This window comes from Streptomyces sp. NPDC046909 (genome assembly GCF_040644695.1).
In the GTDB taxonomy this organism is placed as follows: domain Bacteria; phylum Actinomycetota; class Actinomycetes; order Streptomycetales; family Streptomycetaceae; genus Streptomyces.
The window spans coordinates 203,004-224,100 of record NZ_JBEYXC010000006.1; the positions used below are offsets into that span (position 1 = coordinate 203,004).

General features: G+C 71.0%; 22 protein-coding genes. 11 read left to right on the top strand and 11 right to left on the bottom strand.

Going from position 1 to position 21,097, the window contains the following annotated elements:
• Window positions 1-84: 84 nt before the first annotated feature.
• Window positions 85-882: an IclR family transcriptional regulator gene (locus ABZ928_RS21615; protein WP_361521183.1), complete on the bottom strand. Its 798-nt coding sequence runs from the start codon at window positions 880-882 to the stop codon at window positions 85-87.
• A 282-nt stretch (window positions 883-1,164) separates the two neighbouring features.
• Here ABZ928_RS21615 and ABZ928_RS21620 point away from each other — a divergent pair, with 282 nt between their 5' ends.
• Genes ABZ928_RS21620 through ABZ928_RS21640 form a run of 5 tightly spaced genes read left to right on the top strand, consistent with a single transcriptional unit; the run spans window position 1,165 to window position 5,070 of the window.
• The gene (locus ABZ928_RS21620; protein ID WP_361521186.1) at window positions 1,165-1,956 is read left to right on the top strand and encodes a transporter substrate-binding domain-containing protein; all 792 of its coding nucleotides are present in this window, start codon (window positions 1,165-1,167) and stop codon (window positions 1,954-1,956) included.
• Between the two features lie 21 nt (window positions 1,957-1,977).
• On the top strand, window positions 1,978-2,715 hold the full coding sequence (locus tag ABZ928_RS21625; RefSeq protein ID WP_361521188.1) for an amino acid ABC transporter permease: 738 nt from the start codon (window positions 1,978-1,980) through the stop codon (window positions 2,713-2,715).
• Window positions 2,715-3,365 (top strand): amino acid ABC transporter permease, encoded by a 651-nt coding sequence (locus tag ABZ928_RS21630; RefSeq protein WP_361521191.1) that lies wholly within the window; start codon window positions 2,715-2,717, stop codon window positions 3,363-3,365. Before ABZ928_RS21625 ends, ABZ928_RS21630 begins: the two co-directional genes overlap by 1 nt.
• A complete protein-coding gene (locus ABZ928_RS21635) occupies window positions 3,362-4,120 on the top strand; it encodes an amino acid ABC transporter ATP-binding protein (protein WP_361521194.1) in 759 nt (252 codons plus the stop codon). Before ABZ928_RS21630 ends, ABZ928_RS21635 begins: the two co-directional genes overlap by 4 nt.
• The gene (locus tag ABZ928_RS21640; protein WP_361521197.1) at window positions 4,117-5,070 is read left to right on the top strand and encodes a sugar kinase; all 954 of its coding nucleotides are present in this window, start codon (window positions 4,117-4,119) and stop codon (window positions 5,068-5,070) included. The genes ABZ928_RS21635 and ABZ928_RS21640 overlap by 4 nt, the downstream gene beginning before the upstream one ends.
• On the opposite strand, the gene rho is transcribed toward ABZ928_RS21640, so the two are convergent.
• Window positions 5,067-6,206 (bottom strand): transcription termination factor Rho, encoded by a 1,140-nt coding sequence (rho, locus tag ABZ928_RS21645; protein WP_361521200.1) that lies wholly within the window; start codon window positions 6,204-6,206, stop codon window positions 5,067-5,069. The genes ABZ928_RS21640 and rho overlap by 4 nt on opposite strands.
• A gap of 243 nt (window positions 6,207-6,449) precedes the next feature.
• On the bottom strand, window positions 6,450-7,277 hold the full coding sequence (locus tag ABZ928_RS21650; RefSeq protein ID WP_361521203.1) for a class I SAM-dependent methyltransferase: 828 nt from the start codon (window positions 7,275-7,277) through the stop codon (window positions 6,450-6,452).
• Between the two features lie 117 nt (window positions 7,278-7,394).
• On the opposite strand from ABZ928_RS21650, the gene ABZ928_RS21655 reads away from it, so the two are divergent.
• From ABZ928_RS21655 to ABZ928_RS21670, 4 genes are all read left to right on the top strand, one after another.
• Complete coding sequence (locus ABZ928_RS21655) at window positions 7,395-8,315, top strand: zinc-binding dehydrogenase (RefSeq protein ID WP_361521206.1); 921 nt, start codon at window positions 7,395-7,397, stop codon at window positions 8,313-8,315.
• A 166-nt stretch (window positions 8,316-8,481) separates the two neighbouring features.
• Window positions 8,482-9,252, top strand: a complete 771-nt coding sequence (locus ABZ928_RS21660) for an SDR family NAD(P)-dependent oxidoreductase (RefSeq protein WP_361521208.1) — start codon at window positions 8,482-8,484, stop codon at window positions 9,250-9,252.
• 6 nt (window positions 9,253-9,258) lie between these two features.
• On the top strand, window positions 9,259-9,675 hold the full coding sequence (locus ABZ928_RS21665) for a VOC family protein (RefSeq protein ID WP_361521210.1): 417 nt from the start codon (window positions 9,259-9,261) through the stop codon (window positions 9,673-9,675).
• Complete coding sequence (locus ABZ928_RS21670; protein WP_361521213.1) at window positions 9,672-11,189, top strand: MFS transporter; 1,518 nt, start codon at window positions 9,672-9,674, stop codon at window positions 11,187-11,189. Before ABZ928_RS21665 ends, ABZ928_RS21670 begins: the two co-directional genes overlap by 4 nt.
• A gap of 66 nt (window positions 11,190-11,255) precedes the next feature.
• Here ABZ928_RS21670 and ABZ928_RS21675 read toward each other — a convergent pair whose 3' ends face one another.
• The 8 genes from ABZ928_RS21675 to ABZ928_RS21710 all read right to left on the bottom strand — a co-directional run bounded on the left by ABZ928_RS21675 (window position 11,256) and on the right by ABZ928_RS21710 (window position 18,914).
• Window positions 11,256-12,029 (bottom strand): SDR family oxidoreductase, encoded by a 774-nt coding sequence (locus tag ABZ928_RS21675; protein WP_361521216.1) that lies wholly within the window; start codon window positions 12,027-12,029, stop codon window positions 11,256-11,258.
• A 39-nt stretch (window positions 12,030-12,068) separates the two neighbouring features.
• Window positions 12,069-13,037: a LysR family transcriptional regulator gene (locus tag ABZ928_RS21680; protein WP_361521219.1), complete on the bottom strand. Its 969-nt coding sequence runs from the start codon at window positions 13,035-13,037 to the stop codon at window positions 12,069-12,071.
• Window positions 13,038-13,173: 136 nt separating this feature from the next.
• On the bottom strand, window positions 13,174-14,124 hold the full coding sequence (locus tag ABZ928_RS21685; protein ID WP_361521222.1) for a fumarylacetoacetate hydrolase family protein: 951 nt from the start codon (window positions 14,122-14,124) through the stop codon (window positions 13,174-13,176).
• Between the two features lie 3 nt (window positions 14,125-14,127).
• Entirely contained in the window at window positions 14,128-15,486 is a 1,359-nt protein-coding gene (locus tag ABZ928_RS21690) for an FAD-binding oxidoreductase (RefSeq protein WP_361521225.1), read from the bottom strand.
• A gap of 8 nt (window positions 15,487-15,494) precedes the next feature.
• Window positions 15,495-16,463, bottom strand: coding sequence for a cyclase family protein (locus ABZ928_RS21695; RefSeq protein ID WP_361521227.1), 969 nt, complete (start codon window positions 16,461-16,463; stop codon window positions 15,495-15,497).
• Window positions 16,460-17,464: an amidohydrolase family protein gene (locus ABZ928_RS21700; protein WP_361521230.1), complete on the bottom strand. Its 1,005-nt coding sequence runs from the start codon at window positions 17,462-17,464 to the stop codon at window positions 16,460-16,462. Before ABZ928_RS21700 ends, ABZ928_RS21695 begins: the two co-directional genes overlap by 4 nt.
• The gene (locus ABZ928_RS21705) at window positions 17,461-18,585 is read right to left on the bottom strand and encodes an FAD-dependent monooxygenase (protein WP_361521233.1); all 1,125 of its coding nucleotides are present in this window, start codon (window positions 18,583-18,585) and stop codon (window positions 17,461-17,463) included. The genes ABZ928_RS21700 and ABZ928_RS21705 overlap by 4 nt, the downstream gene beginning before the upstream one ends.
• A 32-nt stretch (window positions 18,586-18,617) precedes the next feature.
• Window positions 18,618-18,914: an antibiotic biosynthesis monooxygenase gene (locus ABZ928_RS21710; protein WP_361521236.1), complete on the bottom strand. Its 297-nt coding sequence runs from the start codon at window positions 18,912-18,914 to the stop codon at window positions 18,618-18,620.
• 255 nt (window positions 18,915-19,169) lie between these two features.
• On the opposite strand from ABZ928_RS21710, the gene ABZ928_RS21715 reads away from it, so the two are divergent.
• Window positions 19,170-20,126: a fumarylacetoacetate hydrolase family protein gene (locus ABZ928_RS21715; protein WP_361521239.1), complete on the top strand. Its 957-nt coding sequence runs from the start codon at window positions 19,170-19,172 to the stop codon at window positions 20,124-20,126.
• Window positions 20,123-21,058: a VOC family protein gene (locus ABZ928_RS21720; protein ID WP_361521242.1), complete on the top strand. Its 936-nt coding sequence runs from the start codon at window positions 20,123-20,125 to the stop codon at window positions 21,056-21,058. The genes ABZ928_RS21715 and ABZ928_RS21720 overlap by 4 nt, the downstream gene beginning before the upstream one ends.
• Window positions 21,059-21,097 lie beyond the last annotated feature (39 nt).

The window sequence follows — 21,097 nt, forward strand, 5'->3', positions numbered from 1 at the left end:
AGGAACGGACCCGCCCTCAGCCGCGCTGCCCCGGCCGAGGGGTGGGCGCGAGCACCCGGATGCCGTAAGGGACCGGCCTCCGCGTCAGGGGGTCCTTCCGCCCAGGTCGGAGCTGAGGGTGCGGGTGGCCGACAGGAGCAGGGCGCCCAGTTCGGGCAGGCGCTCACGGGTGACGCGGGCCGCGGGGCCCGAGATGCTGACGGCCGTGGTCACCGCGCCGCCGTGGTCGTGGACGGGGGCGGCCACACACCGGATGTCCTGCTCGTTCTCCACGTCGTCCACGGCGTAGCCGCGGCCGCGGATGAGATCGAGCTCGGCGCGCAGCCGGTCGGGGGAGGTGATGGTCGCCGGAGTGCGGGCCGGCAGCCCCGAGGCGATCACGCTCTCGACGACGTCGTCCCCCGAGTGGGCGAGGAACACCTTGCCGGTGGCCGTGCAGTACGCCGGGAGGCGGCCGCCGATCCGGGAGTGCATGCGCACCGCCCGCGGGCTCTCGACCTTGTCGATGTAGACGATCTCCGGCGGATCGAAGGTCACCAGATGGACCGTCTCGCCGCTCTCCTCGGCGAGCCGGTGCAGCACCGGGGAGGCGATCTGCCGGGTGTCGCGCCGCTCCAGATAGGCCTGGCCGAGCAGGGCGTTCTGCGGCCCCAGGCGGTAGCGGCCCGACTCGGGATCCTGGTCGACCAGCCGTACGTCCTTGAGCGGGGCGACCAGCCGCAGCACGGTGCTCTTGCTCAGGTCGAGGCCGGTGGAGAGGTCGGTGAGCGTGACGCCGTGCGGATGGCCGCGGTCCTCGGCGAGGTGCATCAGGATGCCGAGGGCGCGACGCAGGGAGGACGAGGCGTTGCGGCGGGACGCGGAGTCGTCGGCGGTGGTCATGCGCGCATCCTAGCGTGCTGCATTGCAAAACGCAGTGTCACATATTGAAATCGACCGTTGACGGCTGTCGGGAGCCGGGGCTAGCTTCTGCGCAACGCATCGCATTACGAAACGTTGTTTTGCAATGCAGAACCTCATGCAGAACCCATGGTCTGTGATCGACGGCGATCGCCTGTCTCCCCTCCTTCTCCCTCTCCTCGCCTCTCCCTGTGCGTCCCCGAAGGGTGCTCCACCATGAGATTCCGTCACCGTACCCGCTCATTGATGGTGATTTGTGCCAGTGTGACCGCCGCCGCATCCCTGGCCGCGTGCAGCTCCGCCAGTGGTACGTCCGCCACCGGTACCTCGCAGTCCTCGACACTCCAGCAGGTCATCAAGCGCGGCACGCTCAACGTCGCCAGCTGTCTGACGTTCCCGCCCTTCGGATCGACGAGCAAGGACAACAAGCCCCAGGGCTTCGACGTCGATGTCGCCACCGCCATGGCCACGGCCCTCGGCGTCAAGGTGAAGATCGTCGACACGACCTCCGCCAACCGCATCCCGAACCTTCAGACCAAGAAGGTCGACGCGGTGGTCTGCAACTTCACCACCACCGCCGAGCGGGCCAAGCAGGTCTCCTTCAGCGACCCCTACATCGTCGCGGGCGAGGTGCTGCTGGTGAAGAAGTCCAGCGGCATCTCGACCCTCAAGGACCTCACCGGCAAGACGGTCGCCGTCACCAAGGGCTCCACCAACGGCGACGCGGTCAAGGCCGGCAACCCGCAGGCGAAGATCCAGGAGTACGACACCTCCTCCGCGGCCGTCCTCGCGGTCAAGCAGGGCCAGGCCGACGCCATGGTCGAGGACTCCAACTTCCTCAACTACCAGGCGAAGCTGGACCCTTCGCTGAAGGTCACCAAGGACTCCGTCGTACCGCTGGAGTACAACGGCATCGGCGTCCCGCTCGGTGACTCCACCTGGCTCCAGTGGGTCGACACCTGGCTGCGCGAGTTCAACACCTCGGGCCAGGCCGACGCCCTCTACAAGAAGTGGTTCGGCACGAGCCGCACCTTCCCGCTCAACCCCTCGTACTGAACGCCCCGTTGAGGAGTACCCATGCTCACCGACTGGACGTACGCCCTGAGGGACTGGACCACCTACGTCGACGCGGCCTGGCTGACGCTGCGCCTGTCGCTGGCCGCCTTCGTCCTGGCATGCGCCCTCGGCCTGCTCGGTGCCCTCGCCCGCGGATCGCGTCACGCGGTCCTGCGGGCGCCGGCCGCCGTCTACGTCGAGGTCATCCGCAGCACCCCCGTCCTGCTCCAGATGTTCGTCGCTTACTTCGCCCTGCCGTCCGCCGGCCTCCGGCTGAGCCCGGTCCAGGCGGGCGTCTTCGCCCTCGGCGTCAACGTGGGCGCCTACCTCACCGAGATCTTCCGCGCGGGCATCCAGGCCGTACCGCGCGGACAGCGCGAGGCGGCCCGCGTCCTGGCCCTGAGCCCGGGACGCGCCTTCGCCCACGTGGTGCTCCCGCAGGCGCTGCGCAACGTCTACCCGGCCGTGGTCAACCAGCTCGTCCAGATCATCCTGGGCTCCTCGCTGCTGTCGGCGATCTCGGTGCCCGAGCTGACCGGCACGGCCATGGTCATCAACTCCCGAACCCTGCTGACCGTCCAGGTCTTCGGCATCGCCGCGGTGCTCTATCTGATCCTGACCAACCTGGTCGTGCTCGCGGCCGGGCTCGTCGGACGGGTCGCCTTCAAACCGCCGCTGCGCCCCACCGCCGTACGACCCCGGCCCCTGGACGCCGTACGACGGCTGCTGCCGGCCCTTCCCCGCCGTAAGGAGGCCTGATGGACTGGTCGGTCCTCTCGGACAACCGCGACCTGTACCTCTCCGGGCTGTGGGCGACGGTCCTGCTGTCCTTCGCGGCCATCGCCACCGGCACCCTGGCGGGGCTGCTCGTGGCGGCCGTGCGCACCAGCCGGATCCCTGTCCTGGCCCAGCTCGCCCGCGCTTACCTGGAGGTGTTCCGGGGCACCCCGCTGCTGATCCAGATGCTCTTCATCTACTTCGGCGCGGCCTATCTGACCGGGTTCGACATCAGCGTCTTCGGCGCCGCCCTGCTCGCCCTCACCCTCTACCAGGGCGCCTACATCGCGGAGATCTTCCGGGCCGGCATCGAGGCCGTGCCGCGCGGCCAGTGGGAGGCCTCGCGCGTGCTGGGGCTGGGCCGGGTGCGGACCTTCACCGCGGTGATCCTGCCGCAGACCCGGGCGATCGTGCTGCCCCCGCTGGTCGGCCAGTACCTCTCCCTGATCAAGGACACCTCGATCGCCGTCGTCATCGGCTACGTCGAACTCCTCCGCCAGGGACAGGCCGTCATCGACCGCGTCGGCGACCCGGCGACCTCGTATCTCGCCGTCGCCGTCCTCTACTTCGTCATCTGTTACCCGCTGTCGGTCCTGGTACGGCGGATGGAGCGAAAGGCTGTTCCCGTATGACCAGCACCCTCACCGACCGGCGGACCGCGAGCGTCTCCCTGACCGGCGTGCACAAGCGCTTCGGGGACCTGGAGGTCCTCAAGGGCGTCGACATCGACGTGGCACCCGGCGAGGTCGTCGTCCTCATCGGCGCCAGCGGCTCCGGCAAGTCCACGCTGCTGCGCATCATGTGCGACCTGGAGCGCGCCGACAGTGGAGAGGTGTGGGTGAACGACGTCCCCCTGCACGACCGCAAGCGCGCACCCGAGATCTTCGGGCATGTCGGCATGGTCTTCCAGCAGTTCAACCTCTTCCCGCACAAGACCGCGCTCGGCAACGTCACTCTGGCGCTGCTGAAAGTACGGGGGCTGGGCAAGGCGGAGGCGGAGAAGCGCGGACGCGAGGTGCTGGCCAGGGTCGGACTCGCCGACAAGGCGGACTCCTACCCGGCGCAGCTCTCCGGCGGTCAGCAGCAGCGCGTCGCCATCGCCCGGGCCCTCGCCATGGACCCGGCGATCATGTTCTTCGACGAGCCGACGTCCGCGCTCGACCCGGAGCTGGTCGGCGAGGTCACCGGTGTCATGCGCTCGCTCGCCGAGGAGGGCATGACGATGGTCGTGGTGACGCATGAGATGCGCTTCGCGCGCGACACCGCCGACCGGGTCGTCTTCATGGACGGCGGGGTCGTCCTCGAACAGGGCCCGCCGGAGCAGGTGTTCGGCGCTCCGGCCGAGGCGCGTACCCAGCAGTTCCTGCACCGGGTGCTGGACACGTGAGGGATGCCGAGGTCGTCTGCGTCGGGGAGTCCATGGCCGTCCTGGTCCCGCCTGACGAGGAGCCCCTGGAACGTCAGCACTCGCTGCGCCTGGAGGTGGGCGGCGCCGAGTCCAACGTGGCCTGCGGGCTCGCCTCCCTCGGGCACCGCGCGGCGTGGGTGAGCCGCGTCGGGGACGACCCGCTGGGCCGCCGCGTCCTGGCCGAACTCAGGGGCCGGGGCGTCGACATCGGCGGTGTCGAGACCGACCCCGACCGGCCCACCGGCGTGTACTTCAAGGACACCGGCCCGGCGGGAACCGGCACCTACTACTACCGCAGGGGCTCGGCGGCCACCCGCATGGGACCGGACCTCGCGCAGGTGTGCCGGGCCCGGCTGCTGCACGTCAGCGGTATCACGGCGGCCCTGTCGGACAGTTGCGCGGAACTGGTCGCGGAGCTCGTCGTCCGCCGCGCTGTCCCCGGCGCGACCGTCTCCTTCGACGTCAACCACCGGCCGGCCCTGTGGCGCCACCGGGACCCGGCGACCGCCCTGCTGGAACCGGCCCGGCGCGCCGACATCGTCTTCGTCGGCCGGGACGAGGCGGAGACCCTCTGGGGCACCGCCAAACCGGAGGAGATCCGCGATCTGCTGGCACCCGCCCCCATCATCGTCGTGAAGGACGCCGAGCACGGGGCGACGGCGTACACCGCCGACGGTGGGGATGTGTTCGTGGCCGCACCCGACTCGCGGATCGTCGAACGCGTGGGCGCGGGCGACGCGTTCGCGGCCGGATATCTCGCGGCCCATCTCGAAGGCAGGGACACGGCGGTCGCGCTGCGCCTGGGCCATCTGATGGCCGCCGCGGCCCTCGCGACCGGCGGCGACATGCCCACGGCACCCGATCGGGCCGAACTCGACCGCCTGCTCACCCTCGACGAGGAGGAGTGGTCGACGCTGCGGCTCGGCTAGCCGGCGGGCAGCGTCGGCTGGATCCGGCGCAGGAACGTCGCGTTGTCCGGGGTCTCGCGCATGCGCTGGAGGAGGGTCTCCAGGTTGCTCTGGCTGTCGCCGTTCTGAAGAGCGCGGCGCAGGCCTCGTACGGCGGTCAACTCGGCCGGGGTCAGCAGGAGTTCCTCGCGGCGGGTGCCCGAGGGGGTGATGGCGACGGCCGGGAAGACGCGGCGGGAGGCGAGTTCGCGGTCGAGGCGGAGCTCCATGTTGCCGGTGCTCTTGAGCTCCTCGAAGAAGAAGTCGTCGGCCCGGGAACCGGTCTCCACCAGGGCGGTGGCGAGGATGGTGAGCGAGCCGCCCTCCTCGGCCAGCCGGGCGGCGCCGAAGAAGCGCTTGGGGCCGATGAGCGCGGTCGCGTCCACGCCGCCGCTCAGGGTGCGGCCACCGGCGGCGGCCGCGTTGTTGTGGGCCCGGCACAGCCGGGTCAGGGAGTCGAGCAGGATCACGACGTCCTCGCCGGCCTCGACGAGCCGCTTGGCCCGTTCGATCACGAGGTCCGCGAGCGCGATGTGCTGCTTGGGCGTGCGGTCGAACGTGGAGGCGTACACCTCGCCGCGCACGGAGCGCCGCATCTCGGTGACCTCCTCGGGGCGCTCGTCGAGCAGCACCACCATCAGCCGGGCCTCGGGATGGTTCCCGGCGACGGCCGCCGCGATCTGCTGGAGGAGGACCGTCTTGCCGGTCTTGGGCGGGGCGACGATCAGACCGCGCTGCCCCTTGCCCACGGGGGCGATGAGATCGGCGACGCGGCCGGTCAGACCGGACGCCGGGTGTTCCAGGCGGATCCGCTCACGCGGGTGCAGCGGTGTCAGGTCGCGGAAGTGACGGCGGCCGCGCAGTTCGTCGGGGGTGCGGCCGTTGACCCGGGCGACCTCGGTGAGGGCGCGCTGGGTGCCGCGTACGCCGTCGACGACGTCGCCCTTGCGCAGACCGTACGTGCGGATCAGCGCGGGGGAGACCTGGAGGTCGGACGGCAGGGGCAGCATGCTCTCGGCGCGCAGCAGGCCCTTCCCGCCCGCGTCGATGTCGAGGACACCGGTGGCCGCGCGGACCGGGAGCTGCTGCTGGACGGGGGGTTCGAGTGTGGTGGTCATGGTGGTGGGTCCTTTCGAGGACACAAGGCATGGGACATGCGGAAGGAAGGGGATGGCCGCGAAGATCGGGAAGGCGCTCAGAAGGCCTTCGCGCGGCGGGAGACAACACCTCGGGTACGGCGACGAACACCGACGGCGAGGTGATGAGAGAGCCGGTACGACGACCGGCGATCCGAAGATGAACTGGCACCGGCGCCCAGGACTGGGCGTACACAGGTGCTAACGGGACGGTACCACGGTCGTTCAGCGTGTGGCGAGGAGTCCGTAGAGAAGCGGGATCCGCGGCTCGGGGAGCCGCCACCAGCCGGACGCCGTGCGGACCATCTGCGGCCAGCGCGGCCAGGGGAGCTCGTCGCTCTCCCGGAGCCGCCGGGTGGCCAGTCCTGCCCCCGTCGACGCGTTGATGACCTCGTCTATTCCGTGCATCCACTCGTAACTGTCGGTGGCGTCCTCGACGGCCGGCCCGTCGGTGTACGTGTGCGTCGCGTCACGGTGCACCGGGCCGCCCCCACCGAGGTAGTCATGCCGGAGGAGCAGTTCCGGACCCTCGCCCGGAGCGGGCTTCGGGCCCAGTGAGTTGAGCAGCGGATGGAACTCGACGAGGTAGAACCGCCCGCCCGGCCGCAGGAGTTGGGCGACCACACCCGCCCACCGCTCCAGATCGGGCAGGTAGCACAGTGCGCCCTTCCCGGTGTAGACGACGTCGAACTGCCGCCCGCCGAGCGCCTCTACGGCGTCGTAGACATTGGCCTGTACGTAGTCGACGTCCAGGTCCGCCTTCGCCGCGATGTCCCGCGCGGCCGCCACCGAGGCCGCGGAGAAGTCGAGGCCGGTCGCCCGGGCCCCGCGCCGGGCGAAGGCGATCTTCTCGGTGCCCAGATGGCACTGGAGGTGGAGCACATCGCGGCCGGTCAGCTCGCCCAGGTCCTCCCACTCGAAGCCGGCGAACCAGCGGGCGGGGTCGAGATCCTGGTCGAGACCGTAGAAGCGGCTGGCGAGGTGGACGGGGGTGCGGGCGTCCCAGTTCGCCTGGTTGGCCCGCATGAACCGCGCGTGCTCGTCGGTGGTCATGACGTCATCCAACCCTGAACGGGCGCGGAGCGGGGGGAAGAAGTCCGGATCGGCCGGGGTTTGCGTCGGCGTGCGACCGATGGCGAAGCGTTCCGACGCTGACGAGAGGGGCAAGCGATGCGTGCACTGATCGTGGACCAGGAGGTACCCGGACGACTGCGTCCGGGCGACGCGCCCGACCCGGAACCCGGGCCGGGCCAGGTGCTCGTGGAGGTGCGGCATACCTCCCTCAACGCCGCCGAGCTGTACTTCGCCGAGCACGGCGCACCCGGGCAGGTGATCGGCTTCGACTCGGCCGGGGTCGTGGTGCGGGCCGCGGCGAACGGCGCGGGGCCCGAAGCGGGAAGCCGGGTCGTGGGGTTCGGGGAGGGCGGTGGCTTCGCCGCGCTGCGCGCCCTGGACGTGGCCGACCTGGCCGTGGTCCCGGACGGCGTCGACCTGGGCGAGGCCGCCACCCTCCCCGTCGCCGCGGGCACCGCCCTGCGCGCGCTGGAGCAGGCGGGACCGCTCCTCGGCCGCCGGGTCCTGGTGACCGGGGCGTCCGGCGGGGTGGGCGGCTTCGCGGTGCAACTCGCGGCGCTCGGTGGGGCGTACGTCATCGGGGTGGCCGGTTCCGCGGACGGGCGCCGATGGGTGGGGGAGCTCGGGGCCGACGAGGTGGTGGCCGGCCCGCAGGAGGTGACCGACCCGGTCGACATCGTCATCGACAACGTGGGCGGTACCCAACTCGTCGCCGCCTACCGCCTGTTGACGTCCGGGGGCAACCTCCAGAGCGTCGGCTGGGCATCGGGCGGGGACGCGGTGCTGCCGGTCGGCTCCACCTTGGGCAGCCCGGCGCCCCGGTCGGTCGTCTCGGTCTACAACGGCGGCGGACTCACCGACCGCCGCGCCCAGCTGGACCGACTGCTCGCCCTGGTCGCCGCCGGGAAGCTGAGGGTGCCGGTCGGCTGGCGGGGGCCGTGGGACAAGGTCGCGGACGCCGTGGCGGCGCTGAGCGAGCGCCGGCTGTGGGGGAAGGCCGTGCTCGACGTGGGGTGACCCGTCCGGTCACCGGCGCGGCCGACCGGCCGGCCGGCCGCGCCGCATACCAGCCATACGAACCCCCGATGGCGATTCGCCGACGCATTTCTTGTTCTGGCCAAAACCCCTCCCTACGCTGCCACCACCGCACTTCGGCGGGACGGAACAAGGGGCTTGGACAATCATGGGTCGACTGGCGGGGAAAATCGCCTTCATCAGTGGGACGGGAGCCGGAATCGGCCGCTCGGCCGCCCAGGTATTCGCGGCCGATGGCGCGCTGGTATTCGGCTGTGACATTGACGAGGACAGCGCTGCCGAAACCGTGGAAATGGTCGAGAAGGCCGGCGGAGTCATGCGTTCCCTCGCGCCCGTCGACCTCTCCACCGAGGCCGGCGCACGGGAGTGGATCGACGCCGGGATCGAGGCCTTCGGCGGGATCGACATCCTCTACAACAACGCCTCCGCGCTGCGGAACGGGCCGTTCGAGACCATGCCCGCCGAGGACTGGTACTTCACCATCAAGAACGAGCTCGACATCCCCTATTTCTGCACCCAGGCAGCTTGGCCGCACCTGATCGCACGGGGCGGCGGCGCCGTCCTCAACGTCGCCTCCGTGGCCGCGGTGCGCGGCGCCCCCTTCATGCCGATGGTGCCGCACGGCGCCGCCAAGGGCGGGGTGCTGGCGATGAGCAAGCACCTGTGCGCGGCGGGCGCCCCGCACCGCATCCGCGTCAACACCATCGCCCCGGGCATGACCCGGACCTCGGCCACCGCATCCTTCCTCGACGACCCGGACGGCCCGAAAGCCCAGCTGGAGGCACGGATCCCGGTCGGACGGGTCGGCGAGCCCGAGGACATCGCGCGGGCCGCGGCCTTCCTCTGCTCCGACGAGGCCGCCTTCGTCAACGGCGCCAACCTCATGGTCGACGGCGGCGACAGCGCGATGGCGGGCTGAGCGCCGGTGGCCACACGATTCGACCACGTCGGCGTCAACGTACGGGATCTGCCGTCCCAAACCGCCTGGTACAAGGCCGCGTTCGGACTCAAGACCGTCTTCGAGTTCCGACTCGACGGCCCCGGACTCACCGGCGTCATCCTGGAGCATCCGGACGGATGGCGCATCGAACTGCTCGCCCGCCTCGGCTCCGCGCCAGGGCTGCGCGCCCCCGACCCGCTGACCGCCGCCCTCACCGAGGGATACGGCCACTTCGCGGTCACCACACCTGAACTCGACCCCCTCCACGCGGCCCTGGTGGCCCTCGGAGCGGGCGAGGCCGTCGCACCCGGACCGTCCCCCGAACCCGGTGTGCGCATGGCCTGGGTCACCGACCCAGAGGGCAATCTCATCGAACTCATAGAGCGACGGAGTACGGAATGACAAGCGTGCTGAAAAGACTCGACAGGGGAACACTCATAGCCTGCTGTCTGGCCGTTGCCGCCGCGCAGCTGTGTATTACCGTGCCCTCTCCCATCAACGGGGAAATACAGGCCGCATTCGGGGCCTCCGGCTCCCAGGTCGCCTGGGTCACTTCCGCGTTCATTCTGCCCACCGCCATTCTTGAGCTGAATTTCGGTGTGGTCGGCGACCTCTTCGGGCGCAAGCGGCTTCTGGTCCTCGGCGGATTCGTCCTTGCCCTCGGTGAGCTCATCAACGCGCTCTCCCAGAACATCGAGATGCTGTGGATCGGCCAGGCCCTGGCCGGCATCGGCGCCGCGGCGCTCTTCCCGAGCTCCCTGGCCGTCATCGCGGCCGCCACGCCGGAGGAGAAGGACCGCGCGAAGGCCGTGTCCACGTGGGCGCTGAGCATCTCCCTCGCCTCGGCCGTCGGACCGCTGTCCTCCGGTGTGCTGGCCACCGTCGCCGACTTCCGCTGGGCGTTCGTGCCGCCGGTAATCCTGGGCCTCGTCGTCGGTGTCTCCAGCATGGTGCTGGTCACCGACTCCAAGGCGCCCGAGGGCCGCACCCTGGACTGGCCCGGCCAGATCACCATCGCCGTCGGCCTCACGGCCCTGCTGTGGGGCATCATCGAGGGCGGCGAGCGCGGCTGGAGCAGCCCGGCGATCGTCGGCACCCTGTCCCTCGCGGCGATCGCCCTGGTCGCCTTCGTCATCGCGGAGAAGCGCGCCGCGTCGCCGATGTTCAACCTCGACCTGCTGAGGATCCCGTCGTTCGCCGCGGCGGCCGTCGTCGCGCTGGCCGGCATGTTCGGCTTCATCGGCACCGCGTACTGCGTCTCGATCCGCCTCGGCGCCGTGATGCACCTCAGCGCCCTCAAGGCGGGCATGCCGTTCGTGATCCTCCAGCTGATCCCGCTGCTGCTGGCACCCGTCCTCAGCAAGATGCTCACCCGCGTGGAGCCGCGCTGGCTGCTGGTCGGCGGCCTGCTCCCGATGGCCGCGGGACAGTTCTGGATCGCCGCCCTGCCCATCACCACCACGTCGCTGTCCGCCTTCATCGGCCCGGTGCTGCTGCTCGGCGTCGGCTTCATCTGCGTGGTGTCCTCGCTGACCTCCGCCGCCGTCAACGCCGTACCGATCAACATGACCGGCATGGCGAGCGGTGCCACCAGCCTGGTCCGTGAATTCGGCCAGGGTCTCGGCCCGGCCGTGATCAGCACGGTCGCGATGAGCCTCGCCTCCTCGGCGCTGGTCGGCAAGCTCAGCGGCGCGGACGCCGGGATGGAGGCGGCGGCCGGTCCCCTCGCCGTCGTCAACGCCGGCAGCGACAGCGCCCGGGCCGCCGCCCAGGACGCCCTCGCCCACGGCATGGCCGTCGGCGTGGTGATCTGCGGCTGCGCCTCCCTGCTGGGCGCCGTGGTCACCCTGCTGCTGGTCCGCAAGAACACCGCCCGCTCGACGGTCGAGGCGGTGGCGGAGCCGGCAACGGCATAGTCGACGGACACCGCACACCACGGAGGCCGGGACCTGAGAAAGGTCCCGGCCTTCGCCGTTCTCCGGCTAGCGCGGAGCGTCGAGCGCGTTGGTGATCGCCTTCACCCCGCCGTGTGCCGCGTACCCGCCGTCCACCGTGATCTCGGCGCCGTTCACGTACGACGACTCCTCGGACAGCAGGTACACCACCAGCGGAGCGACCTCGTCGACCGTGCCCGCCCGGCCCTGGGGTGTCAGCGACACATGGGCCTGGACGAACACCGGGTTCGCGGTCGCCATCAGAGGCGTCTCGATGTACCCGGGGTGGACCACGTTCGTGCGGATGCCGAGCGGGGCCAGCTCCATCGCCGCCACCTTCGACAGGCCGCGCAGCGCCCACTTGCTGGCCGTGTAGGCGACGGCGTGATGGGCGGTGAGGCCCGCGACCGAGCCCACGTTGACGATGGCGGAGCCCTGCGGCATCAGCGGGGTCAGGGCCTGGATGCCGAGCAGCGCGCCGGTCGTGTTGACCGCGAACGCCCGCTCCCAGTCGGCGAGTTCGACCTCGCACAGCCGGGCCCGCATCGGGATGCCGGCGTTGTTGACGAGCCCGTGCACGACCTCCAGGTCGCCCGCCAGCGCGGCCCAGTCGTCAGGGGAGGACACGTCCAGGTGCCGGTAGCGCACGTCGAGGCCGTCGGCCCGCAGGGCCGCGGCCAGCTTCTCGCCCGGCTCGTCCAGGACGTCGGTCGCCACCACCGACGCGCCTTCGCGGGCGGCGAACGCGACCTCCGCGGCTCCCTGGCCCTGCGCGGCTCCGGTGACGACGACGGTACGGCCCGCCAGACGCGTACGGCTCACGGCTCCTCCACTCGGTACGGGGATGTCTCCCCGCCCACGCTAGGAAGCCGCGCTCAGCTCCGGAAACGGTTGTTCGGCATGGCTGTCATCCGCGTCGGCGATCTCCTGCCCGAGGGCGGTGCCGACCTTCCGTACCGTCTCCCGCAGCCACCGGTGCGCGGGGTCGGAGTGCCGGTTGTGGTGCCAGTACATGGCCTCCACCAGCGGCACGTCCGGGAAGGGTGCCTCGACGACGGCACAGCGCGCGAAGCCCTCGTACCGGCGGGCGAGCCGTTCGGGCACGAGGGCCACCAGGTCGGTGCCGCTCACCAGGAACGGCAGGACGCTGAACCCCGGGGTGCTGACCTGCACCTTCGGGGTGATGCCGAGGGTCTCCAGCTGGAGGTCGGCGGGGGTGTGCTTGCCGATCGCGCAGGCCGCGTGCGGCATCTCCGCCAGATCCTGGAGCGTGAGGCGGCCGTCGGTCAGGCGCGGGTTGTCCGGGTCGACCAGGCAGACGAAGCGGTCGTGCATGACGGCCTCGCTCACCCCCGGCAGCTGATAGCCGAGCGGCACGATCATCAGGTCCTGGCAGCGCAGATGCGTCTCCGTCTCCAGCTGCCCGATCACGATCGGGTGGAAGTCGATCCGGACGCCCGGCGCCTCCTCGGCGATGACCCGCAGCAGCGGCTCCACCAGGACCGTCATGACGTAGTCGGACATCACGACGGAGAACCGCTGCCGACTGCGGGCCGGATCGAAGTGCCGGGTCAGCGACAGGGCCTCCTCCGCCTTGTGCAGGGAGGCCTGCACCACGGGCAGCAGCCGCTCGGCCAGCGGGGTCAGCTCGTACTCCCGGCCCACGCGGACCAGCAGCTCGTCGTTGAAGTGCCGCCTGAGCCTCGCGAGCGAGCCGCTCATGGCGGACTGGCTGGTGGACAGCCGCACACCCGCATGGGTGACGTTCTTCTCCTCCAGAAGTGCTTCCAGCGCCACCAGAAGATTGAGATCGATCGCTCCGAGACCCACGAGTGTCCCCTTTCCGGCCGCGTCTTTGAAGCTCGGTGAAACCGGAGCGTAACGACCGCTTTCCGGCGGAGGAAGAGCCCGGGGGTGAACTCACAGGGATCCGATAACAGTCATCCGACCGACCGATACCGGCAGCTCAGGGGCGTGGTGTCCGACCGCGCTTCCGGGCCCGCGGCAGATAGGCGTCCGTGCGCCCCGAGATGATCCGGTTGCTGAGCGTGCCCAGGCGCTCCACACTCAGGGTCACCTCGTCGCCGGGCTTCAGGGGCGGCGGTGTGCGCTCCCCGAGCCGTCCCCAGAACTCCGCGAGCGCGCCCCAGCCGCAGGTGCCCGAGCCGAGGACGTCCCCGGGGCGTACCCAGGTGTCACGGGCGGCGTAGGCGACCATCTCGTCGAACGTCCAGGACATGTTGGCGAGGGTGTCCCGGCCGATGAGCTCCCCGTTGAGGGTGACCGTCATCTCCAGGTCGAGGAAGCCGTCCGCGTCCCGTCGGTCCTCCACCTCGTCGGCGGTGACCAGGTAGGGGCCGAGCGTGTTGGCGAAGTCCTTGCCCTTGGAGAAGCCGAGCCCGAGGTTCTTCTCCGGCTTCTGCAGATCCCGCGCCGACCAGTCGTTGAAGACGAGGTAGCCGACGATGTGCTGCCGGGCCTGCTCCGGGGTGAGGTCCCGGCCGCCGCGGCCGATCACCGCCCCGACCTCGCACTCGAAGTCGAGCACCGAGCAGCCCGCCGGGACCGGTACGTCGTCATGGGCGCCGTAGGCGGCGTGCGGGTTGGTGAAGTAGAAGTTGGGCGCCCGGTACCACTCCTCGGGCACCTGCTCCAGACCGTCCAGCGACTTGGCCACGCCCTCGATGTGCGCCTCGAAGCCGACGAAGTCCCGGATCGACGGCGGCTTGAGCGGAGGCAGCAGCCTGACCTGATCTACCGTCAACTCGCTGGGCCGCTCCAGGGCTTCCGCTCCTACGGTGTGCAGCGACTCTTCCTCGATGAGCTCCAGCACGCTCACGGGCAGCGGATGCACGATCCCGTCCCGCACCACTCCGGCGCGCTCCACGCCCTCGAACTCGTATGTCGCGAAACGCATCTCTCACTGCTCCCAGTGGTTGGTGTTGGTGACGGTCCCCGCGCTCAGATAGCCCGCGAAGAGCCCCTTCGGGTCGCGTACGGCCCGGATCCCCTGGAGCCGCCGCCACTGCTCGTCGCCCATGAACCGCAGCTGCCGCACGGTGAAGTCGGAGTCGCCCAGGTACTGGCCCGCGGTCACCGGCCGCATGGCCGCCATCGCCCCGTCGAGCCAGGCGCGCAACTCGGCGTCGCGCGACGGATCGTCGTGCACGACGTACGTGGCGCAGTAGATCTCCGACTGCAACGAGAAGGCCATGTCCGGGAGTTCGCGCAGCGGCGCCATGGAGAACCAGATCGTGAAGGTCTGCCGGGTGGGGTGCCCGGTGAACGCCTCGCGGATCGCCGGGACGACCTGTTCGGCGGGTCCGGTCAGCCAGGCGTTGTCGACCAGATAGCGGTGGCCCTCCGGGTTGGCGGTGCGCTGGTTGGCCAACTGCTCGGCGAGCGTGGTCGGTTGCGCCTCGACACGGAAGAGCGCCTGGTCGGCGTACGGGTTGGCGTGCAGGGGCGCGAGCGCCTCGGCCGCCTGCTCCGGGGTGTCCGTCATCGACACACCGGTGACCAGGAGGACGGGTTCGTCGAGGCCGGGCGGTGTCTGGGTGAGGGCGACGATCTCCACCAGGTCCGAGACCGTGTGGTGCATGCCGTGCAGCCAGGTCATGACCTCGTCGAAGAGTGCGAGGGGATAGGCGTGCACGGTGTGGCCGAGGTGCCTGGGCAGGGGGCGGGTGCGCAGGTGGAAGCGGGTGACGACACCGAAGAAGCCCGGCCCCGCGCCCCGCGCCGCCCAGTACAGGTCGCTGTTGTGTGTCTCGTCCGCGCGCACCAGCTCGCCCTCGGCGGTGACGACGTCGATCGCGACGATGTTCTCCGCCGCCCAGCCCCAGCCGCGCGCGTTCCAGCCCTGACCGCCCTGGAGCAGAAAGCCGCCGATACCGACGGAGGGGCAGTGCCCGCCGTTGAAGAAGCGCCCGAACTCACCGAGATACGGGTTGAGTTCGTCACCCCCCTTGACGCTGGGTGTCGCCGTCACGAGCCCGGTCGTCTCGTCGTACGCCATCTCGCGGAAGCCCCCGAGATCGATCAGCAGGGCGTCCTCGCGCACCGACCAGGCGGCCCAGCTGTGCCCGCCGGAGCGCACGGCGACCTGCCAGCCGCGCTCCAGGGCCAGGCGTACGCCCTCGACGACGTCCTGTTCGCACACCGCCTCCAGTACGGCGGCCGGCGTACGGTCCGAGGGGCGGCGGGCGTTGAAGACGCGGCCGAAGCAGGCCTCCTCGAAGCCGGGGTCGCCGGGGTGGCGGAGTGTGCCGGTGAACACGGGCGTCCTCACTTCACTGCGATCGGGTTGACGGGCGCGCCCACCGCCCCGGTGACCGGGAGCGGGGCCGCGACCAGCAGGAACTCATAGACTCCGTCGGCCGCGCAGTCCTCGGCCAGCGACTCCAGGTCCCACATCTCGCCCAGCGGGAGGCCCATGTTGGGGATCGCGATCTGGTGCAGCGGGGACATCGCCGGCTCGGCGAACTCGTACGGGCGGACCTCAAGACCCCAGGTGTCGGAGGCGATCGCGGCGATCTCGGTGCGGTGCAGCCAGCCGAGGGTCGTGAAGGACAGTCCGGGCGCGTCACCGGCGGCGTACGTGCCCCAGCCGCCCTGGCGCCGGACCCGGCCGATCTGACCGGTGCGCACGAGCACCATGTCGCCGCGCCGGACCGTCGAGGTGGCGCCCTGCGCCTCGATCGTGGCGCGCAGATGCTCCTCCAGGATGGGGAAGCCGTCGGGGAGTTCGCCGTTCTCGTCGCCGACCGCGCGGCCCACGTCGAGCAGCACCCCGCGCCCGGTGAAGGAGTCCCGCATGTGCTCGATACCGGTGACGGAGTCGCCGTCGCCGTTGACGATCGTGCACGAACGGCCGTTCCAGGCCTGCTTGTTGTCGTAGATGTGCCCCAACCCGTCCCACTGCGTGGAGGCTTGGAGCGGCATCACGATGTGGTCGTCCGCGCCGCCGAAGCCGTGCGGGAAGCCCTGGGTGCCCGCCGCCGCGTCGGAACCGGTGTCCTTCATGTAGTGCACCGGGTTGATCCGGCCGCGGAAACCGCGCTGCGGACCGTCCTCGTTGAACTCCAGCGCGAGGGAGAAGGACCGCCCGCGCCGGACCAGGCCGGCCGCGTGGGCCCGTATCGCGTCGTCGAGGTAGTTGAGCGTGCCGAGCACGTCGTCCTCGCCCCAGCGCCCCCAGTTCCGGTAGGCGGCACGGGCCTTGGCCAGCTCTTCCTCGATGGGCCCCAGGGTCATCGCGTACGTCCTTTCAGCAGCAGGTCGAGGGCGTTGCCCCCGGCGACGGCGGCACGGTCGGCCGGGGAGAGCCCGGCGGCGTCCAGACGGGCCACCGGGTCGTCGACGCCCATGTCGAAGGGGTGGTCGGTGCCGAGGACCACCCGGTCGGCGCCCACCTCCTCGACGAGGTGGCGCAGGGCGCGCGGGGTGTACACCAGCGCGTCGAACCACATCCGGCGCAGATACGCGCTCGGCGGCTCGGCACAGCCGCGCGCGTCCGGCCGTACCCGCCACGCGTGATCGGAGCGGCCGATGTAGGTCGGCAGATAGCCGCCGCCGTGCGCGGCCACCAGCTTCAGCCGGGGGAAGCGGTCCAGGACACCGGTGAAGATGAGGTGCGAGAGGGCGACCGTCGTCTCGACCGGCTGGCCGACCGTGTTGCCCAGGTAGTGGGTCGCGAGCCGGTCGCCGAGCGAGCAGCCCCACGGGTGCACGAAGACGACCGCGCCCAGTTCCTCGGCCTTGTGCCACACCGCGTCGTGCGCGGGGTCGGCGAGTTCACGGCCGTCGACGGTGGTGGAGACGCTGATGCCGTACAGGCCGTGTTCGGTTACCGCCCGGTCCAGGAGGGCGACCGCGAGATCGGGGTGCTGGAGCGGGACCGTGCCGAGTCCGTACAGCCGGTCGGGGGCCTCGGCGCAGTGCGCGGCGACGGCCTCGTTGACCGTGCGGGCCAGGCGGAGGGCGAGGTCGGGGTCGGCCCAGTAGTGGTGCATGGGCATCGGGCCGACGACCTGGATGTCGACGCCCATCGCGTCGAGGTCGGCGAGGCGTGCCCGGACGTCCGTCAACTTCGGTGCGAGTCGCTGGAGTTGGGATCGATTGAGCGCCAGGGACTCGGGGGAGTGGGAGCGCTGTTCCGCCGCCAGCTCCTCGGCCAGACCGGGGTGGCCGTGGATCAGCGCGTCGGCGGCCGGGACGGCGAGATGCCCGTGGAAGTCGACGACGGGGGCGCTCATGCGGCCGCCGTGAGCGACTGGAGCGTCTCCGACATGATCCGCGCTGGGTCGGCGCCCGGGGTGCCCGGGTGGATCTCCCACTCGGCCAGCCGGAGGGAGTTCTCCAGCACCATCCGCACGCGCGGCAGCCGCCGGGACATGAAGTGCTCCAGCGCCTTCTCCACCGGCTCGTCCCCGGTGACCAGCTCCGCCAGCAGCACCGCGTCCTCCATGCACATCGCGGCGCCCTGGGCGATCAGCGGCGGACAGGCGTGCGCCGCGTCGCCGATGACCATGGCGCGGCCCCGGTGCCAGGGCTCGTCGACCAGGACCGCCTCGATCCAGCGGTAGTCCACCGCCGTGTCGTCCGGCAGCGCGGCGATGACCTTGCCCCAGGTGCCGCCGTAGCCCGCGCCGCGCTCGCGCATCAGGGCCAGCGAGGCGCGCGGGCCGATGAGGGAGGCGTCGAGGTTCTCGTCCAGGAGGTAGGCGTAGCACTGGTCGGGGGAGATCGGGCTGTAGCCGGCCTTGAAGCGGGGGCCGCCGTAGTAGACCTCGGCGCAGTCCATCTCGGCGGGGCGCTCGGCCACCACCCGGAAGATCGACATGCCCACGGGCCGGGGCCTGGTCCCGATGCCTATCAGGCCCCGCGTGTGGCTGTTGATGCCGTCCGCGCCCACCACCAGGTCGTAGCGGCCGGTGGAACCGTCGGAGAAGGTGACGTCCACCTGCTCGGACGTCTGGTCCAGACGATCGACGGTGAGCCCCAGGCGTACGGACACCCCGTGCGCGTAGACCGCGTCGCACAGCGCGCCCTGGAGATCGGCGCGCAGCGCACCGGCCGTCGAGGGCAGGTCGGGGCCACCGGTGTGCGGGGTGTCCAGCTGGACGATCAGTCCGCCGTCGGCGTGCCGCAGCCGCATGATGTCGAACGGCACCGCCCGCTCCAGCACCCGCTCCAGCACCCCCACCGAGCGCAGCGCCTTGAGCGCGTTGCCCTGGAGGGTGATGCCATGGCCCACCCCGAACCACTGGGGGGAGATCTCGACGAGCTCGACGTCGGCGCCGCGCTGGGCGAGCGCGAGCGACAGCACGCTTCCGGTGATGCCGCCGCCGACGACGAGCACCTTGTGTACGGGCATGGGGATCCTTGCGAACGTAGGAAAGGGCGGGGTCAGCGCGGACCGACTTCGTGGTAGTGCTCGACGTCCGGCGGCGCCGCGAAGAACGGGCCGACCAGCGCGCGCCACCGCTGGAACCGCTCGGACTCCCGGAAGCCCACCGTGTGGGCCTCGACGGACTCCCAGCCGACCAGCAGCACGAACGCCTGCGGCCGCTCCTCGCAGCGCAGCAGTTCGGCCCACCGGAACCCGTCGGCCTCGGCCAGCACCTGCCGCGCCGTGCCGAAGACCTCCTGGAACTCCGTCTCCCGGCCGGCCGCGACCGTCAGCCGGGCATGCTCGACCACCACGTCGGTCTCCTCGCTTGGGGGTGCTCCGAGCCTGGTCGGAGGCGGTGGCGCGGTCAACGGATCGAGGCATCGGCAAGGGGGACGTCATGCATCCCGTACGGCGATGGAGGCGTGCTCACGCGCGGCGGGGCCCGGCGATGGCAGGCATCGCGGATGGCCATTTCCGCCCGGCGTCCGCGCTGCCTAGCGTCGAAGGCGAGCCGCCCCCGCCCCTGTGAGGAGAGCGGCCGCCCCACCCCCGCGAGGAGAGCACCCGTGCCCGACACCGTCCCCACCCACGCCGGACCCTTCGCGCTCGGCACGTTCCGGCACGACTCCGGGCCCTTCCCCGGACTGGTCACCGGGACCCGGGTGCGCGACCTCTCCGACCAAGTCCCGTCCGTACGGGCCCTGGTGGAGGCCTGGGACCACTGGCTGCCCCGGCTCGGCACCCTGCGCGACGGCACCTGGCACGACCTGGCCGGCCTGGAGGTCCTCGCGCCCGTCGAGCCGGGCCAGATCCTCCAGAGCGGCGCCAACTACCGCAAGCACGTGGTCGATCTGGTCGCCGCCGAGAAGGAGAGCGTGCACGGCGCGACCCCCGAGGAGGCCCGCGCCGACGCCGAGCGGATGATGGACGAACGGATCCGCGGCGGAGTGCCGTACGTCTTCCTCGGCTCGGCGCGCGCGATGTGCGGCCCCTACGACGACATCGTGCTCCCCGAACTCGGCGAGCAGCACGACTGGGAGCTCGAACTCGCCCTGGTCATAGGGAAGTCGGGGCGGAACATCCCGGCGGACGAGGCCATGTCGTACGTCGCCGGCTACACGATCTGCAACGACCTCACCACCCGCGACCGCCTCTACCGGCCCGACCTGAAGGCCATCGGCACCGACTGGTTCACCGCCAAGAACGCCGACACCTTCCTGCCGACCGGCCCCTTCCTCGTCCCGGCGCCCTTCGTCGGCGACCCGGACGACCTGCGGATCACCCTGCGCCACAACGGAGTCGTCCGGCAGGACGAGTCGACCAAGGACATGATCTTCGACATCCCGCGGCTCATCGCGTACGTCTCCACGACCACCACCCTGCGCCCCGGCGACCTGCTGCTCACCGGCTCCCCGGCCGGCAACGGCGCGCACTGGGGCGTCTTCCTCAAGCCGGGCGACGTCGTCGAGGCGGAGATCACCGGCCTCGGCCACCAGCGCAACACCGTCAGGAGCCACGCATGAGCTTCCAGCCCATCACCCATCTGCGCCATGTCGACCTGGCCGTACCGGACTTCGAGCGACAGCGCGCCTTCTACGGCACCACCTGGGGACTGACCGAGGTCGCCAACGACAGCGGCCTCGCCTTCTTCGCCGCCGAGGGCAGCCCCGAGCAGTACATCGTCCGGATCCGCCAGGACGAGCGGAAGCGGATGGACCTGGTCGCCTTCGGGGCCGTGTCGCCCGCGGCGGTGGACGAACTGGCGGTGCGGCTCGGCCGGTCCGGGGTCCAACTCGTCCATGAACCCCGGGTGTTGGACACGCCGGGCGGTGGGTACGGCCTTCGCTTCTTCGACCCGGACGGGCGGGTCGTCGAGGTGTCCGCCGACGTGGAGACCCGCGTCCACCGCAGGATCGAGGAGCGGGAGGCCATCCCCGTACGGCTCTCGCACTGCGTGGTCAACTCCCAGGACCCGGAAGGGCTGCGGGACTTCTACGTCCACCACCTCGGCTTCCGGCTCACCGACACCCTCTACTCCACGCACATGGGCGACCTCATGTACTTCCTTCGGTGCAGCCCGCTCCACCACTCCTTCGCCATCGCGCGCGGCCCCCATGTCTCCCTGCACCACGCCTCGTTCGAGATGCGGGGCGTCGAGGAGTACATGCGCGGCACCGGCCGGGCGCTGCGTGCCGGGACCCGGCTGACCTGGGGGCCTGGCCGGCATCTCGCGGGCGACAACACCTTCGCCTACTTCCATGACCCGCACGGCAACACGGTCGAGTACACGACCGAACTGGCCGTCCTCGAAGAGGACCTGTGGCACCCCGGGCGCCATGACGTCGACGACCCGATCACCCAGGACCAGTGGGGCACCGCCGACCCGATGAGCGAGTCGGTCGCCAAGGAGCAGTTCAACGACCCCGACGTGCTGTTCGTGGCGCCCCCCGTCTGAACCTCCGCTCTCCGAAGAACTCCCGTGAGAAAGGCCGCA